The sequence below is a fragment of the Streptomyces sp. SLBN-8D4 genome (assembly GCF_049739545.1).
Taxonomy (GTDB): domain Bacteria; phylum Actinomycetota; class Actinomycetes; order Streptomycetales; family Streptomycetaceae; genus Streptomyces; species Streptomyces canus_C.
In genome coordinates this window covers 600,796-621,827 of the sequence record NZ_JBMGQC010000001.1, presented here as the reverse complement: position 1 = coordinate 621,827, position 21,032 = coordinate 600,796, and the positions used below count along the sequence as shown (strand labels likewise).

16 protein-coding genes and 1 pseudogene are annotated in these 21,032 nt (G+C 70.4%); 5 read left to right on the top strand and 12 right to left on the bottom strand.

The genetic code is table 11. The features are described 5' to 3' along the window. Positions 1 to 2 precede the first annotated feature (2 nt). From RKD20_RS02780 to RKD20_RS02770, 3 genes are read right to left on the bottom strand one after another with little or no spacing between them, the layout of a single operon-like run. Positions 3 to 896, bottom strand: a complete 894-nt coding sequence (locus tag RKD20_RS02780; RefSeq protein WP_424876212.1) for a carbohydrate ABC transporter permease — start codon at positions 894 to 896, stop codon at positions 3 to 5. Next, a complete protein-coding gene (locus RKD20_RS02775) occupies positions 896 to 1,828 on the bottom strand; it encodes a carbohydrate ABC transporter permease (protein WP_424876211.1) in 933 nt (310 codons plus the stop codon). Before RKD20_RS02775 ends, RKD20_RS02780 begins: the two co-directional genes overlap by 1 nt. Then, positions 1,825 to 3,204 (bottom strand): extracellular solute-binding protein, encoded by a 1,380-nt coding sequence (locus RKD20_RS02770; protein ID WP_424876210.1) that lies wholly within the window; start codon positions 3,202 to 3,204, stop codon positions 1,825 to 1,827. Before RKD20_RS02770 ends, RKD20_RS02775 begins: the two co-directional genes overlap by 4 nt. A 241-nt stretch (positions 3,205 to 3,445) precedes the next feature. Here RKD20_RS02770 and RKD20_RS02765 point away from each other — a divergent pair, with 241 nt between their 5' ends. Both RKD20_RS02765 and RKD20_RS02760 read left to right on the top strand, forming a co-directional pair. Next, the gene (locus RKD20_RS02765) at positions 3,446 to 4,684 is read left to right on the top strand and encodes an ROK family transcriptional regulator (protein WP_424883129.1); all 1,239 of its coding nucleotides are present in this window, start codon (positions 3,446 to 3,448) and stop codon (positions 4,682 to 4,684) included. A 249-nt stretch (positions 4,685 to 4,933) separates the two neighbouring features. Next, positions 4,934 to 5,296, top strand: a pseudogene (locus RKD20_RS02760) (response regulator transcription factor); the annotation flags it as partial. Between the two features lie 42 nt (positions 5,297 to 5,338). Here the strand turns inward: RKD20_RS02760 and RKD20_RS02755 are convergent. Next, positions 5,339 to 6,079, bottom strand: coding sequence for an SDR family NAD(P)-dependent oxidoreductase (locus RKD20_RS02755; protein ID WP_424876209.1), 741 nt, complete (start codon positions 6,077 to 6,079; stop codon positions 5,339 to 5,341). A gap of 49 nt (positions 6,080 to 6,128) precedes the next feature. Next, on the bottom strand, positions 6,129 to 6,491 hold the full coding sequence (locus tag RKD20_RS02750; protein WP_424876208.1) for a winged helix-turn-helix transcriptional regulator: 363 nt from the start codon (positions 6,489 to 6,491) through the stop codon (positions 6,129 to 6,131). A 96-nt stretch (positions 6,492 to 6,587) separates the two neighbouring features. On the opposite strand from RKD20_RS02750, the gene RKD20_RS02745 reads away from it, so the two are divergent. Continuing rightward, positions 6,588 to 7,469, top strand: a complete 882-nt coding sequence (locus RKD20_RS02745) for an NAD(P)-dependent oxidoreductase (RefSeq protein ID WP_424876207.1) — start codon at positions 6,588 to 6,590, stop codon at positions 7,467 to 7,469. Between the two features lie 76 nt (positions 7,470 to 7,545). On the opposite strand, the gene RKD20_RS02740 is transcribed toward RKD20_RS02745, so the two are convergent. The 3 genes from RKD20_RS02740 to RKD20_RS02730 all read right to left on the bottom strand — a co-directional run bounded on the left by RKD20_RS02740 (position 7,546) and on the right by RKD20_RS02730 (position 9,551). Beyond that, positions 7,546 to 8,352, bottom strand: coding sequence for an SAM-dependent methyltransferase (locus RKD20_RS02740; RefSeq protein WP_020120166.1), 807 nt, complete (start codon positions 8,350 to 8,352; stop codon positions 7,546 to 7,548). Between the two features lie 75 nt (positions 8,353 to 8,427). Next, positions 8,428 to 8,679 carry a DUF397 domain-containing protein gene (locus tag RKD20_RS02735; RefSeq protein ID WP_007379642.1) on the bottom strand — a complete coding sequence of 84 codons (252 nt, stop codon included), beginning with the start codon at positions 8,677 to 8,679 and terminating at the stop codon, positions 8,428 to 8,430. Continuing rightward, the gene (locus tag RKD20_RS02730) at positions 8,676 to 9,551 is read right to left on the bottom strand and encodes a helix-turn-helix domain-containing protein (protein WP_424876206.1); all 876 of its coding nucleotides are present in this window, start codon (positions 9,549 to 9,551) and stop codon (positions 8,676 to 8,678) included. The genes RKD20_RS02735 and RKD20_RS02730 overlap by 4 nt, the downstream gene beginning before the upstream one ends. A gap of 303 nt (positions 9,552 to 9,854) precedes the next feature. Between RKD20_RS02730 and RKD20_RS02725 the strand changes: the two genes are divergently transcribed. Then, positions 9,855 to 10,253, top strand: coding sequence for an ATP-binding protein (locus tag RKD20_RS02725; protein WP_424876205.1), 399 nt, complete (start codon positions 9,855 to 9,857; stop codon positions 10,251 to 10,253). Position 10,254: 1 nt separating this feature from the next. Here the strand turns inward: RKD20_RS02725 and RKD20_RS02720 are convergent, their stop codons facing one another. Further along, positions 10,255 to 11,679: a PP2C family protein-serine/threonine phosphatase gene (locus RKD20_RS02720; RefSeq protein WP_424876204.1), complete on the bottom strand. Its 1,425-nt coding sequence runs from the start codon at positions 11,677 to 11,679 to the stop codon at positions 10,255 to 10,257. A 45-nt stretch (positions 11,680 to 11,724) separates the two neighbouring features. Here RKD20_RS02720 and RKD20_RS02715 point away from each other — a divergent pair, with 45 nt between their 5' ends. Next, on the top strand, positions 11,725 to 12,537 hold the full coding sequence (locus RKD20_RS02715; RefSeq protein WP_424876203.1) for an SAM-dependent methyltransferase: 813 nt from the start codon (positions 11,725 to 11,727) through the stop codon (positions 12,535 to 12,537). 77 nt (positions 12,538 to 12,614) lie between these two features. Here RKD20_RS02715 and RKD20_RS02710 read toward each other — a convergent pair whose 3' ends face one another. The 3 genes from RKD20_RS02710 to RKD20_RS02700 form a co-directional block, all read right to left on the bottom strand. Continuing rightward, on the bottom strand, positions 12,615 to 13,877 hold the full coding sequence (locus tag RKD20_RS02710; RefSeq protein ID WP_424876202.1) for an alginate lyase family protein: 1,263 nt from the start codon (positions 13,875 to 13,877) through the stop codon (positions 12,615 to 12,617). Beyond that, entirely contained in the window at positions 13,874 to 15,535 is a 1,662-nt protein-coding gene (locus RKD20_RS02705) for a glycosyl hydrolase family 28-related protein (RefSeq protein WP_424876201.1), read from the bottom strand. Before RKD20_RS02705 ends, RKD20_RS02710 begins: the two co-directional genes overlap by 4 nt. 192 nt (positions 15,536 to 15,727) lie before the next feature. Beyond that, positions 15,728 to 20,929, bottom strand: coding sequence for a family 43 glycosylhydrolase (locus RKD20_RS02700; protein WP_424876200.1), 5,202 nt, complete (start codon positions 20,927 to 20,929; stop codon positions 15,728 to 15,730). Positions 20,930 to 21,032: the final 103 nt, after the last annotated feature.

Sequence of the window (21,032 nt, the reverse complement as noted above, 5' to 3'; positions counted from 1 at the left end):
CGTCAGCCCTTGAGGGCCCCGCCGAGCGCGAAGCCGCCGCCGAGCTTGCGGGCCAGCAGCAGGTAGAGCATCACGACGGGCAGCGAGTAGAGCAGCGAGAACGCCGACAACTGCCCGTACTGCGTCTGGTCGTGGGCCGAGAGGAAGGTGAACACGCTGACGGAGGCGGGGAGTTTCTCCGGGGACAGCAGCAGGATGAAGGGGACGAAGAAGTTCCCCCACATGCCGATGAACGTGAAGACGGTGACCACGACGACACCCGGTCGCATCAGCGGCAGCAACACCCGCCACAGCACCTGCATGGTGTTCGCGCCGTCGATGCGGGCGGCCTCCTCCAGGACGATCGGGACGCCGTCCATGAAGTTCTTCATCAGCCAGATCCCGAACGGCAGCGCGGACGCGGCCAGGAACAGGGTCGTGCCCGCCATCGAGTCGATCAGGTTCACCTGCACGAACATGCTGTAGACCGGGATCATCACGGCGGTGATGGGCAGCCCGGTGGTGAACAGGATCGTGTACAGGAACGGCCGGCGCACCCGGGACCGGTAGCGCGAGAGCGGGTAGGCGCACAGGACCGACGCCGCCACGGTCACCGCCGTGCCGAAGCCGCACAGCAGCAGGCTGTTGAGCATCGGACGGTAGGTGGTGTCGACGTTGAGAACCGCGTCGAAGTTGTCGAGCGTCAGCGACGAAGGCCACGTCAGGCGGAAGGAGTTGGTGTCGCTCACCGAGGCGAGCACCATCCACAGCAGCGGCAGGACGTACAGTACCGACACGGCGAGCAGGACGACGTTGATCGCGAGGCGTCCGGGCCGCACGCGGCGCCCGGGTCGGGAGCTCGCTGCGACCGGCACCTTGTCCACGGTCCTGGGGGGCGGGGTGGCGACGGCGGCCATCAGTCGTCCTCCAGTTTCAGCAGCCGGATGTACACGACGGAGAACAGGGCGCCGACCACCAGCAGCACGAGGGCGATGGCGGTGCCGTAGCCGATCAGGCTGTTCTGGAACGCCTGTTGGTACATGAAGATCGGCAGGGTCTCGCTCTTGTTGCCCGGTCCGCCGCGGGTCATGGTGTAGATCAGACCGAACACGGAGAGCGTCTGGAGCGTGATCAGCATCAGGTTCGTCAGGATCGACGGCCTGATGACCGGCAGGACGACCCGCCACAGCCGCTGCCAGGGGCCCGCGCCGTCCATCTCGGCCGCCTCCACCAGCTCCTGGGGCACGTCGTTGATGGCGGCGGTGAAGACCATCAGGGAGAAGGCGGTGCCCCGCCAGACGTTGGCCAGGCACACCGCGAGGATCGGCATCGTGTACAGCCAGTTCTGGTCCGGCAGACGCAGCGCGTCCAGAAGGGAGTTGAGCGATCCCTGGTCGTAGAAGAAGGCGTACATCAGATAGCCGGCGACCACCTCGGGCAGTACCCAGGCGGCGATGACCACGCCGTTGACGAGCGCCCGTACCGGCCTGGTCGCCTTCTGCATCAGGACGGCCAGCGCCAGCCCGAGGGTGTTCTGGCCGACCACGGCGGAGCCGACCACGAAGACCAGGGTCAGCCACATCGCGTTGAGGAAGTCGGTGTCGTCGAACGCCCGGGTGAAGTTGTCGACCCCGACGAAGTGGGTGCCGGAGGCCCCGGTGAGCTGCATGTCGGTGAACGCGTAGTACACGCAGTACGCGATCGGACCGGCCAGGAAGACGGCCAGCAGGACCACGGCCGGGACCGTCGGCAGACCGCGAAGGAGCGAGCGGACGGCGGGGGCGGGCGCCCCGCGGGGCCGGCGGGGGTGACCGCCGGTCCCGTGCGGCGCCGGGGCGAGGGCGGTCACGAAGTGCCCTCGACGGTCTTGTCGTCGCCCACCGCCGCCTTGACATCGTTATCGAAGGTCGAGGCGGCCTTCTCGACGGAGGCCTGACCGGTCGTCACGGACTCCATCGCCTTCTGGATCGCGGTCGAGACCTGGTTGTACTCGGGCAGCCCGGGCCGGTAGTGGGTGTCGGCGACCAGCTCGGTGAAGAACTTGTTGGTCGGCACCGAGTTCAGGTACGCCGGGTCCGAGGCGACGTCCGTACGCACCGCGATGTTCGCGTTCGTCACGTTCCACTTCGCGGCGTTGGCCTTCGTCTGGAGCGTGGTCGACAGGAACTTCCAGGCCAGGTCCGGGTTCTTGGCCTTGGCCGGGATCGACCAGGCCCAGCCGCCCGACATGCTGGTACGGCCCGGCGCCTGACCGTTCTGCGTCGGCATCGCCGCGGTGCCCATCACCGACTGCCACTCCGGCCACGGCTTGGCCGCCGCCGAACTCCAGTTGTTGGGCATCCAGGAGCCGTCGACGTCGATCGCCAGCTTGCCCTCGGGGATGAGCTCGGTGCCGACCGCGGTCCCGAAGTTGGCGCCCAACGCCTGCTCCTTGGACGGGCCGAGGTCCTGGCCGTAGACGGTGTGGACGAAGTCGAGCGCGTCCTTGAAGCCCTGGCTGCCCACGACCCACTTCTTCTGCGAGGCGTCGTAGAGCGACTTGTCGCCGCCCGGGGTGCCGTACAGCAGCATCTCGAAGCCCTGCATGGAGGAGGCCTCGCCGCCCGCCTGACCGGTGTAGAGGTTCAGCGGGGTGACGCCGGGCAGCTTGGCCTTGATCTTCCTGGCGGCGGCGATCACGTCGGCCCAGGTCTTCGGCTGCCAGGGCACGGGGATCCCGGCCTTCTGGAGGAGCTGCTTGTTGTACCAGATCCCGCGGGTGTCGGTGTCGTCCGGCACGGCGTAGACCTTGCCGTCGGCGGCCCCGGTCACCGCCCCCTTGGCGGCCTTGGCGTACTGCGACCAGTCGGCCCACTTGGCGGTGTAGGCGTCCAGCGGTTTGAGATAGCCGCCCGCGATGTCGGAGTTGATGAGCGCGGTGTCCTCGTAGACCAGGTCGGGCGCGGTCGCGGGGGAGCGCATCATGAGCTGGAGCTTGGTGTAGTAGTCGTTCTCGGAGGCGACGACCGGGACGAGGGTCACCTTGGTGCCCGGGTTGGCCTTGGTGAACTCCTTCACCATCGAGGCGAGGAAGGTGGCCTGGAGCTTGTTGGTGCTGTCCAGGTTCTGCCAGTAGACGACCTTGATGGACTTGGACGAGCTGCCTGACGAACCCGAACCGCAGCCGGTGACGGCCAGGGCGGTGGCGGCGGTGAAGGCCGCGGCGGTGACGATTCTCGAGCGCACAGTGGTTCCTCCGGGACGCGAAACCTGAGGGAAAGCCGTGAGTTCTCGGCCTGGAGGCCAGCCCGGACGACGCCCCACGCACTGCGCCACCCTGCGCTGATCGGCCCCAATGGCCGGAATATGATGGGCGTCAGCTAAATCCATTTGATGGATGAAGTCAATGCTTCAAGTATGTAAACTTTCGCCAGGACGGTGCGCTGGGATGGCGGATGTGAGGGGATCAGGTGACCGACAGGTGACGATGCTCAGCGGGACGAATCTGCCGCGGGTGGGCGGCTACAACCAGGCCGTCGTCCTGGACGCCATCCGCACCACGGGTCAGGTGAGCCGGGTCGAGCTGGCGGCCCTCACCGGGCTGACCAACCAGACCGTCTCCAACGTCGTCCGCAAACTCCTCGACGCCGGCCTCGTGGCGGAGTCCGGCCAGGCCCCCTCCAGCGGCGGCAAGCGCCGCACCCTGCTGACCCTCCGGGCCGACGGGGCGTGCGCGGTCGGCGTCCACCTCGATCCCGAGGCCGCGGTGATCGTCGTGGTCGACCTGGCCGGCGAGGTGATCGGCAGCAGGCGCCTCCGGCTCATCGACCCGGGCGACCCGGCCGACGTCGTGGACCGCGTCGCGCGCACCACCGGGCGCCTCCTCGACCGCAGCGCCGTGGACCGCACCCGCCTGCTCGGCCTCGGCATCGCCGCACCCGGCCCTCTCGACGGCACCACCGGCGCCGTGGTCTCCCCACCCAACTTCCCCGGCTGGGGCCGGGTTCCCCTCGCGGACATGTTCGCCGACGCCACCAAACTCCCCGTCGCCCTCGACAACGACGCCACCGCCGCCGCCATCGGCGAGCGCTGGATCGGCGGCGCGGACCGGGCCGGCAGCTTCCTCTTCCTCTACCTGGGCACGGGCGTCGGCGCCGGCATCGTCCTCAACAACACGGTCCTGCACGGCGATTCGGGCAACGCCGGCGAGTTCGGCCACATGGCCGTCGAGCCCGGCGACCGGGTCTGCCACTGCGGGGCGATGGACTGCCTCGGTCCGTACGTCAGCCCGGCCGCGATCATCGACGACCTGCTGCGCCTGCACGGCCGGAGCGCCGCCGACCGGATCGGCCTCAGCGGTACACCGGACTCCGTGCACCACGACTGGAAGGCCCTGCGCCGAGCGGCCCGCGCGGACGACCCGGCCGCCTGCGATGTCGTACGACGTGCCGCGCGCCGTATCGGCGAGGCCGCGCGCGGTGCCGCCAGCCTGCTCGACGTCAGCCGGGTCGTCCTCGGCGGGGAGGCCCTGCGCGGCATCGAGCCGATCATCCGCGAGGAGGTCGAGGCCGCCGTCAACCGCACGTCCGTCGCCCGTACGATCCGGGCGGTCGCCGTGGAACAGAGCGTGATCGGCGAGACGGTGGGCGCGGTGGGGGCGGCGTCGCTGGTGCTGCACGGGAACTACGCACCGGGGTGGCGGATGCTGACGGACGCGACGGGCTGAGGCGCGGGCGGGACGCGTCGAGTCGAGGGCGTCGGGGAAGCGGCGGCCTGCCGGGCCGATCGCGGCATCCACTCGCGTCCGCAACAGGTGGCTACTTTTCGCTACCGGATCGGACGGTGGGCCTTCCGGCGGCGCCGCCACGTCGGTGGTCTGTGGCTGGGTGTCCTCGTGCCGGCCGTCGCCGCGGCCGCCCTGGCGCCGGCCGGCGAGGAAGAGGATCTCGCCATGCCCGGTACCGAGTCGCAGAAGGCGTTCGACCTGCTGGACGCCGTGCGGACGATCGCCGCCGGCGACACCCTGCTGTCACCCGCCGCGACCCGCTCCCGGGTAGCCCGTTTCCTGGCCACACCGGACGACGCCGCGCCGCACGACACCGAACAGCTCGCGGTGCTCACCCCGCGTGAGCGCGAGACGGTGGCCCTGGTCGCGACCGGCCTGTCCGACCAGGAGATCGCCGAGCGGATGTTCCTCAGCCCCTTCACCGTCCGCGCCCACGTACAGCGCGCCATGACGAAGCTGGAGGCCCGCGACCGGGCCCAACTCGTCGTCATCGCCTACCGGACGGGTCTGGCCCGGGCCACCTCCGACGGCGGCACCGACCGCAGGTCGTAGGACCCCTCCACCTCGCCACCCCGACGGATCGCCGGCCGCCTCTCAGGTCAGGTTCAGGCCGCCGTCCAGCACGATGACCTCGCCGGTCAGATAGCCGCTGCCGATCACCGACGCCACCAGGTCGGCCACGTCATCGGGGCGGGCCGGGCGGTGCATCGGCGCACGGTCCCGCCACAGCTCGTGCGCCTGGGCCCAGTCCTTCGTCATCGGCGTGTCCACGAGGCCCGGCGCCACCGCGTTCACCCGTACGTCGGGCCCGAGCGCGGCCGCGAGCAGCCGCGTCACGTGGTTGAGCGCTGCCTTGCTCGCCGCGTACGGCACCGAGGAACCCTTGGGCCGTACGCCGGCGTGGCTGGTGATGTTGACGATGCTGCCGCCCCCGGGGGACCGCCGTAGCGCCGGAAGGGCCGCGGTGCACAGCACCCAGGGCGCGATGAGGTTGACCTCCAGCAGTTCCCGCCAGTCCGCCGGAGTCGCCGCCGCGAGGTCCGCGTGCGGGATGGGCCGGCTGATGCCCGCGTTGTTCACCAGCACGTCCAGCCGCCCGAACTGGTCCAGCGCCCTCTCGACCAGCCCCCGGGCCTCGTCCTCGACGCCGAGGTCCGCCTGGACGTAGACCCCGCCGAGCTCCGCCGCCAGCGCCCGCCCGGCCTCCGTGCTGCGTCGCGAGTGCACGACGACCCGCGTCCCGTCCGCCGCGAGCCGCCGTACGACGGCCTCGCCGATCCCCGACGTGGACCCGGTGACCAGGGCGACGGGCCGGTCTCCTGCTTCGATGCTCATGACAGTGGATCTTGCCACGGCGCGCCCGGAGCAGGTCCACGGACAGCGGTCAGTAGCTGGGCCCCGGGGCCTGCGCGGCGGTCGAGCGACCGCGTCCCCAGGCGGCCAGCGGCCGGAGCGCGTCGTTGAGGCGCTCGCCGTCCTCGGTCAGTGCGTACTCGACGCGGGGCGGCACCTCCTCGTAGGAGACGCGGCGCACCACGCCGTCCGACTCCATCTCCCGCAGGTGCGAGGCGAGCACCTTCTCGGTGATCCCAGGAAGCAGCCTGCGCAGCTCCCCGAAGCGGCGGCAGGGGTGTTCGTGGAGCGCCCAGAGGATCAGCACCTTCCACTTGCCGCCGATCACCTCCATGGCCGCGTCGATCCCGCAGATGTGTCCGTCCGGTGTACCCGGCCGGTTCAGCGTCGTCATGCCCCACCCCTCCGACGTGTTCGCATACCTCGGGGTAACCACCCACTCCGAAGTGCGTACTTGATCACTCGTAGGCCTGCGACCAGCCTGATCGGCATGACACAGACCACCGTTGAGAAGACCTCCGTCACCCTCCTGGGCCTCGGCGCGATGGGCACCGCGCTGGCCCGTACCTGGCTGACCGCCGGCCATCCGCTCACCGTCTGGAATCGAACTCCGGCCCGTGCCAGGCTACTTGGCGACCAGGGCGCGAAGGTCGCGGACAGTGCTGCCGAGGCGGTCGGCGCGCACGAACTGGTCGTCGTCTGCCTGCTGGACGACGCCTCGGTCGAGGAGGCGCTGGCCGGCACCGACCTGGCCGGCCGGGATCTGGTCAACCTGACCACCAGCACCCCTGCCCAGGCCAGCGACCGCGCCGAGTGGGCCCGCGTGCGCGGTGCCCGCTACCTGGACGGCGGGATCATGGCCGTGCCGCCGATGATCGGCGTCCCGGAGGCAGGAGGATATGTCTTCTACAGCGGCTCGCGGGAGCTGTTCGAACGGCACCGGGAGACGTTGGCGGTCCCGGCCGGCACGGTCTACGTCGGCCAGGACGCGGGCTTCGCTGCGCTGCACGACATGGCCCTGCTCAGCGCCATGTACGGGATGTTTGCCGGAGCCGCCCATGCCTTCGCCCTGATCCGCAAGGAGGACATCGACCCCGTCTCGCTCGCCCCGCTGCTCGCCGACTGGCTGGTCGCGATGGCCCCGGCCGTCCACCGGACCGCCGATCAGCTGCGCGGCGGCGACTACACCCAAGGGGTCGTCTCCAGCCTCGCCATGCAGGTGGCCGGCACTCCGGCCTTGCTGAGCACCGCCGAGGAGCAGGGCGTCAGCCCGGAACTGATCCGCCCCTACTTCGAGTTGATGCGCCGCCGGCTGGCCGCGGGCGGCGGGGAGGAGGACCTGACGGGCGTGATCGACCTGCTGGTGCGCTGACGGTCGTACGCCGCCTGAGCCACGCCGGTGCTCGGCCGTGCGGGTGCGGACAGGCGCCCGCACGGCCGACGCCGGGTCACGGCTTGATGCCCACCCCGGTCCACAGGCTGACCTCGGCGTCCGAGGCGGTCGGCTCCTTGTCCGGGCGCCAGCGATGACCGACCGAGACACCCGGGTCGAGCAGGTCCAGGCCCTCGAAGAAGCGCGCCACGTCGGCCCGCGAGCGGAACTGCACCGGGGTACCCGCGTTGGTGTAGATGTCCGTGACCTTCTGCCACGTGTCCGGGTCGAAGTCGGGCGTGCAGTGGCTCAGGGCCAGCGCGCTGCCCGAGGGAAGCTCGGCCAGCAGACGGCTCACGATGCCGTACGGGTCCTGCGCGTCGGTGACGAAGTGCATGAGGGCGTTGAGGGACAGCGCCACCGGCCGGTCGGTGTCCAGCGCCTCGGCCAGCTCGGGCGCGTTCAGCAGTGCGCCCGGGTTGTTGACGTCGGCCTCGATGTACGCGGTGCGGCCCTGCGGCGTGTTGCGCATCAGACGCTCGGCGTACTTGAGGACCAGGGGGTCGTTGTCGGCGTAGACCACCCGGGCGTCGGGCACCACCGACTGCGCGACCTGGTGGAGGTTCGGCTCGGTGGGAATGCCGGTGCCGACGTCCAGCCACTGGCGGATACCGTGCTCCTTCGCGAGCACGCGGGTGGCGCGGTGCATGAACGCTCGGTTCTCCCGGGCGCACGTGAAGATGCCGGGGTAGACCGACGCGACGGCCTCGGCCGCCTGCTTGTCGACGTCGAAGTGGTCCTTGCCGCCGAGGTAGTAGTCGTACATCCGGGCGGAGTGGGGCCGGCTGGTGTCGATCTCCCGCGCGGCGTGGGAGTGGGTCATCCTGTCCCTTTCAGATGGTGTGCGTGGGGGTGTCGGGCAGGTCGCTGCCGGGGCAGGTCCGGCTCGGGTCGTGGGTCAGCCGGCCGTGAGATGGTCGGCGAGGCCCCGCTTGACGCCCGCGACGAACGCGGCGATCTCCTGCGGGGTGTAGATCAGGGCGGGTCCGGCCGGATCGGTCGACTGCCGCAGCGCCACCCGGCCGTCGGCCAGGAGCTTGGTCTGCACGCACTGGCCGCCGTTGGGACCGCTCCACGGGGACTCCCAGCCCTGCTCGCCGAGGTCGGTGGCCGGCATCCCGTTGTAGACGTGACAGTCGGTGCTGGTCATGAGTACTCCTTGCGCATGCGGTTCAGGAGTGCCTTGCTGTCCGCGTCCGAGCTCAGCAGGGACATGCGGTTGTGCGCCTCCAGATGCGCCGACACGTCAGAGCGCTGGTCGAGGTACATCGCGCCGGAGAGGACCTCGGTGTAGACGATGTCCGGCAGCTCCGGTTCCTCGAAGCGGAAGTAGGTGAACGGGGCGCACGCGCCCACGTGGGCACCGGCCGTGAACGGCACCACGTCCACACTGACGTGCTCCAGCTCCGAGACCTCCAGGAGCCGCTCGATCTGCTCCCGCATCACCTCGGGGCCGCCGACCACCCGGTGCAGTACGGCCTCTTCCATCACCACCCACAGGGTGGGCGCGTCGGGTCTGGCCAGCAGACTCTGTCGGCGCAGCCGCAGGTCCACCCGCCGCCCGAGGTCCTCGTCGGCCTCGTTGGGGAAGCCGCCGCGCAGCACTCCGCGCGCGTACGCGTGGGTCTGCAGCAGCCCCGTGACGTAGTGGGGCTCGTAGGTGCGCAGGGTCCTGGCCCCGGCCTCCAGGCTGACGTAGGCGCTGAACCAGTTGGGCAGGACGTCCCGGTAGGTGTGCCACCAGCCGGGCTCGTTGGCCCGTTCGGCGAGGGCGACGAACTCGTCGATCTCCTGCCGGTCGGCCCCGTAGGTCTCCAGCAGCTTCTCCACGTAGAGCGGCTTGAGGGCGACCTCGGCCTTCTCCAGGCGGCGGATGGTCAGGGACGTCACCCTGAGTGCCTTGGCAGCGTCCTCCAGCGAGGCCCCCGCGCCCTGCCGCCGCTCCTGAAGGCGCCGGCCCAGGATCATGCGCAGCACGGTGGGAGCACTGGTACCACCGGTGCCCGTACGGCCTTCGCTCACGTCCTGACCTCCTGAAGGGGTGTCACCGGCACGAGTCTGACAGCGACTTGCTGACGCCACCAGGCGGATATCGGCTTTCTGAAATTATCAGGGAGCTGGTTGCAGGTTGAACTTGGGTGCGAGCATAGTGACTTGTGCGAACCGTGCCGCCGAACGCGCGCCCGGTGCCGTCACCCGCCCACACCCACGGGCGGGTTGGCATTTCCCTGCCCGATGCGTTTCGCCCGGCCGCGCCGCCGCCCCCCACGGAAGGCCAACACCGTGTCCCCCCACACGACCTCGTCCCCTCAGCTGTTAGACGCCGTGGACCAGGAACGAACCCACTGGATCGAACTTCCCGCGCACCGCTCCAGCATCGGGGTGGCCCGTCGCTCCGTCGGCACCCGGCTCAAGGCCTGGAGCCTGCCGGGCGAGCTGTGCTCGGACGCGGTGCTGCTCCTGTCCGAACTGGCCACCAACGCCGTGTGCCACACCTTCAGCGCGCGCATCCTGTGCGGCATCGGGCTGGTCGGCGACGGGATCCTCCGGCTGGAGGTGCACGACCACGACCGCTCGGGCCCCACGCTCCGCCGGTGCCGTGCGGGCCTTGACGACGAGGGCGGGCGTGGCCTGTTCCTGGTGGAGGAACTCGCGGACACCTGGGGGGTGGACCGGTCCAGACTCACCGGCGGCAACGCCGTGTGGGCGAATCTGACGGCCTGAACTAGTCCTTGGAGGGCGTGAGTTCGGCCAGCAGCAAGGTCCGGTCGTCCGCTCCGGCCGGATCGGAGGGGGCGCGCAGCAGCCGTCGGCACAGCGCGGGGAGCGGGTCGTGGTCGACGGCCGCCGTGTCGAGCGCCCGGGCGAGGCGGGCGATCTGGTGGTCTATGTCGGTGTCCCGGGACTCGACCAGACCGTCGCTGTAGAGCACGAGCAGCGACGGTTCGTCGATGGTCAGCACGGTCGGCTCGTAGGTGCCCGCGGCGAGGCCGAGCGGCAGCCCCGCGCCGACCAGCGTGACCGGAGCGGTCCGGCCGTCCGGGCCGCGCAGCAGCGGGGGCGGGTGACCGGCGCCCACGAGCGTGCAGGTGCGCTGCCGGGGGTCCCACTCGGCGTAGATGCAGGTCGCGAAGGAGGCGCCCGGGGTGTCGCTGGCGAGTGCGTCGAGCCGTCGTATGAGGTCGGCGGCGGGGATGTCGAGGCCCGCCAGAGTGCGTACGGCGGTGCGCAGCTGGATCATCGCCACGGCGGACTCCGGGCCGTGCCCCATGGCGTCCCCGACGATCATACTGACCCGGTCGCCGGGCCGTCTGAGCACGTCGAACCAGTCACCGCCGATGATCGAGCCCTGTCCGGCGGGCAGGGAGCCGTGGGCGATGCGCAAGCCCTCGACCTCCTGGATCGTGCCGGGCAGCAGGCTGCCCCGGATGGCCAGCGCGGTGCGGCGCTCGTGCTCGTAGCGGCGCGCGTTGTCCAGGGCGACGGCGGCCCGCGCGGCCAGCGACTCCACGGCGGCGGTCTCCGCGGTCAGGAACGGCCCGCGGTCCGGTCCGCGAGAGCAGGCCACGAAACCGATCGCCCCGCCCCGCAGCCGCAGCGGCACCACCAGGAAGGACCGCGACTTGAGGAGTTCGTCGACCCGCTCGTCCCGCCCGGCGGAGGCGGCGAGCCGCTCGGCCGTGTGGTCGTCCACGGAGTCGAGCAACTGCGCGTGTCCGTCGACCAGCGCGCGGGCGTACGGCGTCTCGCGGGGAAAGACGACCACCTCGCCGACCGGAAGGACGCCCTCCCAGGACTCGGGCGCGTCGGTGCCCACCCGCAGGGCCAGCCGGCGCGCCTCGATCTGGGCGGGATCCGCGCCGGCGTACGTGGTCTCCTCACGGCGCCACCGCTCCAGCAGATAGAGGGAGGCCGCGTCGCAGAAGCCGGGCGTCAGCGCGTGCACGACATGACTGCCGGTCAGCCCCAGGTCGAGCTCCGAGCCGATGACGTCGGCCGCGGGGGAGAAGAAGGACCGCCGGGGCGGGGGCGCGGCGGTGGGGGTGTCGTCGGAGCGGCTGTGCGGTTCGTTCCGCAGGGTCGTGGGGCCTTTCCGGGTGGGGGTCCGGGCGCCCGGCAGGGACAACTGATCGCCAGGCTTCGACGGCAACTATATGATGAGGCGTCAAGTACCTTGGTGGGAAAGGACCTTCTGGTGAACGACACGGATGCTCTGCCGCCAGGGGCCGATCCGGACAAGGCGAGCGTAGCCCGGATGTACGACGCGTTGCTGGGCGGGGAGCACAACTTCGCCATCGACCGGGAGGCAGTGGCGGCCGTCACCGGCATCGACCCCCAGGTGCGGGCGCTGGCCCGGGCCAACCGCGCCTTCCTCGGACGGGCCGTGCGGTTCCTGGTCGGGTCCGGCGTCCGCCAGTTCATCGACCTCGGCTCCGGTATCCCGACGCAGGGCAATGTCCACGAAGTGGCCCAGGCGGCGAACCCCAGGGCCCGGGTGGTCTACGTGGACAAGGACCCGGTGGCGGTCGCCCACAGCACCACTCTGCTGGCCGACAACCCGCTCGCCGACATCGTCGACGCCGACATCCGGCGGCCGGCCGACGTCCTGGCCTCGCCGCAGGTGCGTGAGCTGATCGACTTCGACGAGCCGGTCGCCGTGCTGATGGTCGCGATCCTGCACTTCGTCGCGCCCGAGGAGAACCCGGCCGGCATCGTGGCCGCCTTCCGGGACGCTCTGCCCGGGGGCAGTTGGCTGGCCCTGTCCCATGCCACGAACGAAGACCGTCCGGACACGGCCGCCGCGGTCACCCAGCTGTACCGCTCCCGGGCCACCTCACCCGTCACCGTCCGCTCCCACGACGAGATCCAGGGCCTCTTCGCCGGGTTCGAGCTGACGGAGCCCGGCCTGGTCCATGTCCCGCTGTGGCGCCCGGACGAGGGCGAGGACATCCCGGAGAAGCCGTCGGAGTACTGGGTGTACGCGGGAGTCGGCCGCAAGAGCGGATGACGGCGGGGGAGGGCCGCTGACGCCACGGCAGGACGTCGACCGGGCCGTCGACCTCCCGTGACGCCCTGACCGCGGACCTACCCCGCGATGGAGTCCAGTTGTTCCGCCGCCGGGCGCAGGGCCCACAGGTCCCCGCCCGGCGGCGCCTCCAGCGCCGGAACGGCACTGCGCGCCCGCGCGTCCCCGGCGTCCGCGGCCGCGTGCACGACGTCGGTCGCCGCGTACCGCAGGAAGTCCAGCTCCGGATGGGGCCAGGCGGCAGCCCCGGTCGCGGCGGGCAACAGGTAGTCCACCGCCCTGAACAGGCTCTGCCCGTCCGGCCCTCGGTAGGCCCACAGATCGACGCCGACGTGCCGGCCGATGGCTGCCAGCCTGGTGTAGGCCACCAGGTCGAAGGTCGAGTAGTGCCAGCTCCGGGTGCGGGTCAGCTCCTGGGGCTGGCTTCCGTCGGCCGCGATCTGCGGAGCGAGGCGCTTGCTCCGGGCGTCCAGGACCGTACGGCGGGCCAGTGCCCTGTCGCCGGTCGCGTACGCGAGGCCGGCGAGCAGCAGGTCGTAGAAGGTGCCGTGGTTGTTGGCCGCGGCGCACTCCTGCTTGCCGAAGTCACTGTCCTTGAGCCAGTCGAGGAAGTCGGCGTTCCACCGGGCCATGCCGGTGCGGTCCTTCCCGCTCCAGCCGGGTGCGCCGGTGTCCAGAAGGGCGAGCGCGTCGACGACGCTGGTGTACGACTGGGAGAAGTCGATGATGCCGATGGCCCGGCCGTCGTACTTGCAGGGGATGAACTGCGCGTGGTCCAGGTTGGGGTTCATGCGCGTGGCCGGGTCCAGGAACCAGGTGCGCAGCACCTGCCCGGCCTTGCGCGCGTACCGGCTGTCGCCGGTGTAGTACCAGGCGAGGGAGAGGTCGTAGGCGGAGTCGAAGGTCTTCTCGACGTCCTGGCGGTCGGTGCCGGAGTCGACCTCGGGATTGCGCTCGCCGTCACGCTGGACGTACGGGCAGCCCCAGGGGTTGTCGGCGGTGGGGACCTGGGAGGGCCACCAGTAGGGGGCCTGGCTGAGGTAGTCGTGGACGTCGCCACCGGGGGCGGGCCTCGGCTTGTCGACGACGGTCCAGGGACCCTGGTCCAGCCACTTGTCGGCGCGGTTCGTCAACGCCCGGACCGCTCGCCGGAGTTGCGGGTCGCCCCGATCGAGGCGGATCTTCGTCTGCTGGAGACGGGCGCCGTCGAGAACCGCGGTGTGCGGGACGGCGGTCCGCGCTGCCGCCGGTGCGGCGAACCCCGTGGTGAACGCGGCCAGGGCGGTCAGAAGGGCGACGCACAGGCGGGAGCGGGCGCTCATCGGCCCGCTCCCTTCAGCCGCCGCTGGGCCTCGTACAGGTTCCGTGGCCGCACCGCGCCCGGACCGCCGTACAGCTCAAGGCGGGTGTGCAGATCACCGGGGAAGTCGGGGACGTCGATCTGGTCGAACTCCCGGACCTCGTCGATGCCGACGGTCGCGGACCAGGGCGCCAGGCCGTCGATCTTCACCAGTCCGGCGCGGCCGTTGGTGACACGGACGTTCCAGTGGGTGAACCGCGCGCCGAACAGGGGGCCCGCGCTGGCGTCACCGCCGTGGCGGCCGTTGTTGTTCACGGTGATGTCGGTGCGGACGTTGGCGAAGGGCAGGCCGCGATGGCTGTCGAAGGTGCCCATCCGCATGTCGCCGCGCGACCAGACGTTGTACGACGACAGCCCCTCGACGTTGATGCCGTGCAGCTGGGTGTTCGCGGGCGCGGGGCGGGTGCGCTCCTCGATCGTGAAGTCCTCGACGAGGTTGTCGTGCGAACCCTCGCGGCAGAAGTAGGGATGGTGGGAGCCGCGGCCCGCCACGCGCGTCCGGCGCAGGGTGCACGCGGAGGCGGCCACCAGGCCGAAGCCGTTGTCCACATGACGGACCGTCACGTCGTCCACCCAGCAGTCGTACGCGCACTGGAGCACGACGCCGTTGTGGCCCTTGTCCAGCAGATGCTGTTGCTGTGGGACGTCGGGCGCCTCCAGGGTCAGGCCCTCGACGCCCGAGCCACTCAACTCCGGTACATGCGTGGTCAGCTGCGGCGACCACTCCGGGCGCAGGTCGAGCGGGAGCGGCCGTTCGAGCGTGACCTTTTGGCCGTGGACGCGGGCGATGCGGACGGGCCACTCGTAGGGCACGTAGGACGTCAGCTTCGTCTTGTCGTCCCAGAAGTAGGCCTCGGGGCCGGAACCGCCCCCGCACATGTGCTCCAGGAGGGTGTGGTCGGGGTCGTCCGCGAGCCGGAGCAGGACCAGGGCGCCCGGACGCAGCGAGCGTGTGTCGGCGACCGTCACCGTCCAGGAACCCTGGCGCGCCGGGGCGAGCGCGGTGAGCGTCCGCCACTCGTCGCGCCGGTTGCCGGTCCAGCCCTCGAAGGGCCACGCCCTGGCCCTGATCGCTGCGACGAGCGACTCCCAACGTGCCTGCGGCGCAAGCCAGATCAGGCCGCCCGCCCATGACCAGGACGACTTGTCCCCGCCGTAGCGGGAGCCGTACGTCCCGATGAGCTCGGTGAGGTTCTTGGTCGCGTGCAAGGTGGTACGGCCGCTGCCGGCGCCCTTGAGGACCACGTTCGAGTGGCCCACGCGGATGACGTCGTCGACGCGGAACGTGCCCGGCGGGATGGTGACCGTGCCACCGCCGGCCCGTCCGGCAGCGGCGAGGGCGCGGTTGATCGCGGGGGCCGAGTCGGTCGTCCCGTCCGCCACGGCACCGAAGTCGCATACGTCGGCGACGATTCGGCGGCGCGGAAAGCGTGTCGCCCCGCCGTGGCAGCCGGCGCGGCCGACGTACGGGATCTGCGGATGGGTGAAGGGAGCGCGGCTGAACTCCCGCCACAGGGGTGCTGCTTCGGCGGCCGACGCGGCCCCGGCACTCAGAGCGACGGTGACGGCACTTCCCAGCAGCGACCTTCTGGTCATGCCCATGACAGTGCGGTTGCTCATGGCGGATCGCCCTTTCCATGGAGCTTCATGGATGTGAACGATGTTCATAAGTACATTGAGCGGTGAGGATGCCATGCCGCCGAGCCATGCGAAAGAGGTTGCGCAGGGATTAATTGGTCATGTCCCTGAACCAGCGCACACACGGAGCCCCGTCGGCAGGGTGGCTGCCGACGGGGCTCCGTGGGGGTGAAACTACCGTCGACTGCCGCCGATGGCGATGAGGCCGGTGACCTTCGAGCCGGTCAGGTTGTCGTAGACGAGCTCACCGCCGGACTTCTTCCAGATCCTGAGGCGGAAGGTGTCCGGGCCGTCGGTGGCGGTGACGCGGAAGCCGTACCCGCTCTTCCCGCCTACCGTGCCGGACCCCTGGTAGACGGCCTGGGAGCCGGTGACCACGAGCCAGTCGGAGCCCGTCGAACGGAACTTCAGCCCCGCCCGGCCGAAGTCGAAGGACGCCTCGCCGACAGGAGTGACGGCCCCCGGCAGGTAGGCCGCGGCGAAGGAGAAGGCGGCCTTGCCCGTCAGGTCCGGCTTGGCGGGGTAGGCGCCGGCCGGGGAGGCGAGGAGGCCGGCGCCGAGCACGGGACCGGCGGAGCGGTCGTAGACGATCAGCTCGGGAAGCGTCCTGCTGTCCGAGGCGCCGTCGTCGTCCGTGACGGTGAGCTCCGGACGCCGGATCCCCGCCTTGGTGTACGTGTGCTCGGCCCGGCAACCGGAGGCGGTCACCTTGCCGGACTGCGGGGCACTCCCGTCCTTCCAGTCGACCGTGCAGGTGTGCGTGTCGCTCGTGCCCGGGTCGGTGAACCCGGCCGTGACGACCGCGCCCCTGCCGGCCGGCACCGGGGACTGCGGCCCCGCGGCGGAGACGAGGACCGGCGCCGCGTTGGCCACCTTCACCGTCGCCGTGTCCGTGCTCCGGCCGCCGGTCAGGGTGACCGTGTAGGTGCCGTCGTCGGTGCAGGTGACCGTCGTGGCCGCCGACCCCGGACTGGCGAAGGTGCAGGGCGCTCCCGCCTCGGCGGTCCACTTCGGGCTGCCCGCACCGGAGATCGTGCCGTGCAGCGCGATCGCGTCGCCCTCCTTGCCGCCGACGTCCGCACCGGCGTGCACGATGCTCACCGGGTCGATGCTCGTCAGCGTGGGCACGACCTTCTTGATCAGGCCGTCGGAGTCGAACTCCAGCTTGTCGACGGTCGTTTCACGGTGCATGCCGTCACCGCCCGGGATGGCGAACCGGTGGTAGGCGATGTACCAGTCGTCGGAGTTCGGCACCTGGACGATCGAGTGGTGCCCGGGACCCTTGATGCCGAGGGAGAGGTCCTTCTCCAGGATCACCCCCCGCTTGGTCCAGGGACCGGTGGGGGAGGGGCCGGTGGCGTAGGCGACACGGTAGTTCTCGTCGCGGGTGTCGTTCTCCGACCACGTGAGGTAGTAGGTGCCGTGGCGCTTGATGACGAAGGAGCCCTCGTTGTAGCCGCTGGGCGTGATGTCCTTCGTCTTCGTGAGGTCGAGGGAGGTCATGTCGGCGTTCAGAGGGGCCACGTAGGCGTGTCCGTTGCCCCAGTAGAGGTACGACTGCCCGTCGTCGTCCGTGAACACGGCCGGGTCGATCATCTGGCCGCTGAACTGGCCTGCCTTCAGCAGTGGTTGACCCAGCGCGTCCTTGAACGGACCGGTCGGCGAGTCGGACACCGCGACACCGATGTTGGCGTCGGCGCAGAAGTAGAAGTAGTACTTCCCGTCCTTCTCGGCGATCGTCGGCGCCCAGGCCCTGCTGTCCGCCCACGAGATGTCGGGACCGAGGTCGAGGATGACGCCGTGGTCCTTCCAGTGGACCAGGTCGGTGGAGGAGTACGCCTTGAACTGCGTGCCGCTCCAGCCCTCGAAGCCGTCGGTGGTCGGATAGATGTAGAAGGTGTCGCCGAAGCGCACGATGTTCGGGTCCGCGTTGAGACCCGGCAGGACCGGGCTCCTCATCACGAGCGCCGAGACCGTCCAGGTGCGCTTCTTGCCGTCGGAGCCGGTCACCTCGTACGTCACCGGCTTGCTGAAGTCCTGCACACTGCCGGAGGCGGGGCTGATCGCGGCGCCGTGGGCCAGGGTGAACTCCGGTGCCAGCGCGGTGAGATCGGTGCCCTCCTTCATCGGCAGGGTGACCTTGCTGTCCGCGTTGTCGACGATCGCGTCGACCTTGAGCGCGGGGTGCGTGGCCTTGGCGATGCCCGCGGTGTTGCCGCTGAGCTCCATGACCTCGGCGGCCGTCAGGGCCCGGTCGTAGATGCGGAAGTCGTCGACCTCGCCGCCGAAGGCCGGGTCGCCCGCGTACAGGGACCTGCCGATGTAGCCGCTGTAGTCCTTGTTCGCGTCGTACAGCTCGGACGGCTTGATGGTGGTCGTGGTCCGGGCCGCCTCCACGCCGTCGACGTAGAGGACCATCGTGCCGGTCGCCCCGTCGAGGGTGACGGTGACATGCCGCCACTGGCCCGGGGTGAGCTGCGAGCCCGCCGTCAGCTTCGACTCCGCCGACCAACTCGCCTTGGTGATGGCCGAGTAGAGGCTGTTGCCGCCGTTGGACGGCGTCGCGAACAGGTACTTGTTGCTGTCCGGACCGAGCCCGAACAGCCACTGGAAGCTGCTGCCGCCCTTCCACTTGGCGTACGTCGACACGGTCACGCTGTCGGCGTTCTTCAGCACACCGTTCGGGATCCTGACGTACGGCGACCCCGTCGCGTCTCCCGACATCTTGAAGGAGCCGCCCTGCACGCCCGTGCCGAAGGCGGGCGTACCGACGTAGGTGCCGTGGGAGCCGTGGCCGCTGGAGTCGACCGCGATGTTGCCGCCCGACTCGTCGAAGCCGTAGTGCAGGAGCAGGTCGGCCGGGACGTCGGGGCCCTCCTCGGAGACGGTGACCTCGGCCCGGAGCGGGATCGCCGCGCCGTCGGGAAGGCTGCCGGTGACCGTGAAGGTGCCCGCCTGGGCGTACTTCGACGCCGGGACGTCCTCCCAGGCGACCGCGACGGGGCGCTTGACTCCGTCGGCGTACGTGGCGATCACGGTGGCCGGCAGCACCGGAGCCTCACCGATCCGCGTCTTCACGGACGTGTTCTCGACGCTCTCGACGAGCTGGTCCGGCTGGTAGGAGCGCAGAAGGCGGTCGTACTCGGCCTGGGTGACCGGCAGGACGGTGCCGTGACGCGGCCTGGCCGGCAGGTCGTAGTCGGCGACCGGGGTCCAGTTGCCGGAGTCGAGGTCGGTCGTCTGGAAGGGGATGTATCCGCGGCCGCCGAACTCGTCGAGGAACGCGTACCACTTCTCCTCGGTGTTCGACTTGAACACCAGCGGCCCCTCGGCGGCGTTCATCGCGCCCTTGCCGATGCCCTCCGCGACGGCCGTCCAGTTCGGGTTCAGGATCGAGTCGCTCTTCTCCTCGAAGATGAACTTGCTGTTGGGCGTGGAGGAGGTGTTGTTGCGCTCGTCCTTCGACAGACGGTAGTAGGTGCCGTTGTTCTGGATCATCGTGGAGTCGATGACCGAGTAGCCGCGGTCGATCCAGACCTTGGGCTCGCTGAAGGTGTAGAAGTCGCGGGTGGTCGCGTACATCATGCGGTTGTAGGTGTCGCCGGAGTGCGCCTCGTTGTCGTACAGCTTCGACGCCCAGAAGACGACGTACTCGCCGAGCTTCGTGTCGTAGTACGCCTCCGGCGCCCAGGTGTTGCCCGCGCTGTCGGGGGAGACCTTGACCAGCCGCTGGTTCGTCCAGTGGACCAGGTCGGTGGACTCCCAGACCATGACCGACTTGCTGCCGGTGCGCTGGGAGGCGTCCCAGTCGCCGTTGCCGTAGATCCTGAGGTCGGTGGCGATCTGGTAGAACTTGTCGCCCTCGGGGGAGCGGATGATGAACGGGTCGCGCAGGCCCTTCTCGCCGAGCGTGGAGGTCAGGACCGGCTTGCCGTCGTTCAGCTCCCGCCACTTCATGGGGTCGTCGCCCTTGCTGAGCGCGGCGTAGAGCTGCTCGCCGTCCGAGGTGCCCTCACCCGTGAAGTAGCTGAACATGTAGCCCTTGAGGGCTTGCTTCGCGGGAAGTTCGGGGACCTTGGCGGTGAAGGCGCGGGTGGTCTTCGCGTCGCCCTTGGAGACGGTGGCGGTCAGCTCGACCGTGGTGGCGCCGTCGCCGTGCGCGGGGCGGTGGACCGTGCCGTCGGCCCCGATGACGTCCTCGTCGGCGGAGGCCCAGGAGACGGTGGTGCCGTAGTCGCCCGAGGCAGGGAGGGTGAGGTTGCCGCGCACGTCGTCGAGGTTGTGGACGCTGAGCGCCTCGGCGGCCTGCCGGGTGGCCGCCTCGTCGTCGAAGTCGGGCAGGACCGTGACGTCGAAGCTCTTGGTGTCGGTCACGGAACCCTTCCTGAGGGTGGCCGTGAGTGTGGCGTGGCCGTCCGGTGCACCGGCGGCGGGGCGGGTCACCTTGCCGGAGCCGCTCACCACGTCCGGGTGGTCGCTGGCCCAGGTGAGGGTGGAGCCGCCGGCCGTGCCGGTCCTCGGGAGGTCCAGGTCGGCCGTGACCGCGCCGGTGTCGCCGAGGCTCAGGGCGGCCTTGTCGTCGGCGACGCCCTCGGTGGCGACGGGGAGGGAGAGCTGCTCGACCTCGGAGGCGGCGAGGGCCCGGTCGTAGACGCGGAAGTCGCGGATGCGGCCCTTGAACAGCTTGTCGCCGGAGTAGACCGACTTGCCGATGTAGTTGGCGGTGGTGGTTCCGGAGCCGATGGCGCCGGGCGTGATGGTGACCGCCGTGTTGCGGCCGACCTCGACACCGTCCTCGTACAGGACGCCGGTGGTGCCGGTCTGGGTGTAGGTGAGCTGCTTCCACACCGCGCGGGTGAGGTTGTGCGCGTCGGAGGGCTTCGTGGTCTGCTCGGTCGACCAGTTGCCGGTCGCGATCGAGGTGCGCAGGGAGTTGCCGGTGGCGAACAGGTACCCGTTGCCGGTGCCGCCGCTGGAGTTGCCGAAGCCGTAGAGGAAGTACGGCGTGCTCTGGGCGGAGTCGATCAGCACGTCCGTGGAGACGGTGATGGAGTCCATGCCCTTCATGACGTCGTCCGGCACCTTGATGGAGGTGTCGGAGCCGTTGAAGGCGAGCCCGTGCGCGGGGTCGGACCAGTCGGCGGTCCCGTTCACCGTGCCGTCGCGGCCGTTGCCCGAGGCGTCGAGGACGGTACTGCCCGAGGCGCCGTCCAGCTTGTACCAGAGGGCCAGTCCATCGGTGACGTCCGCGGTGTCCGCCGCCAGGGCGGGGAGCGTGGGCGCGGCGAGGCCCAGGAGCAGTGACGCGGCGGTGAGGCCGGCGAGGCGGCCCGCCCGATGTCTTGCGCGGGTGCGCGGACGTGCGAGGTACGTCATGTGGGGTTCCCCTGCTGAGGCGTGGCGGGGCCTCGGCGGGGGCACCCTGCCGTTTCGGCTGTGTGACGTGGTGTTGCGAGAGTGTCAATCGCGTCGTGCGGGG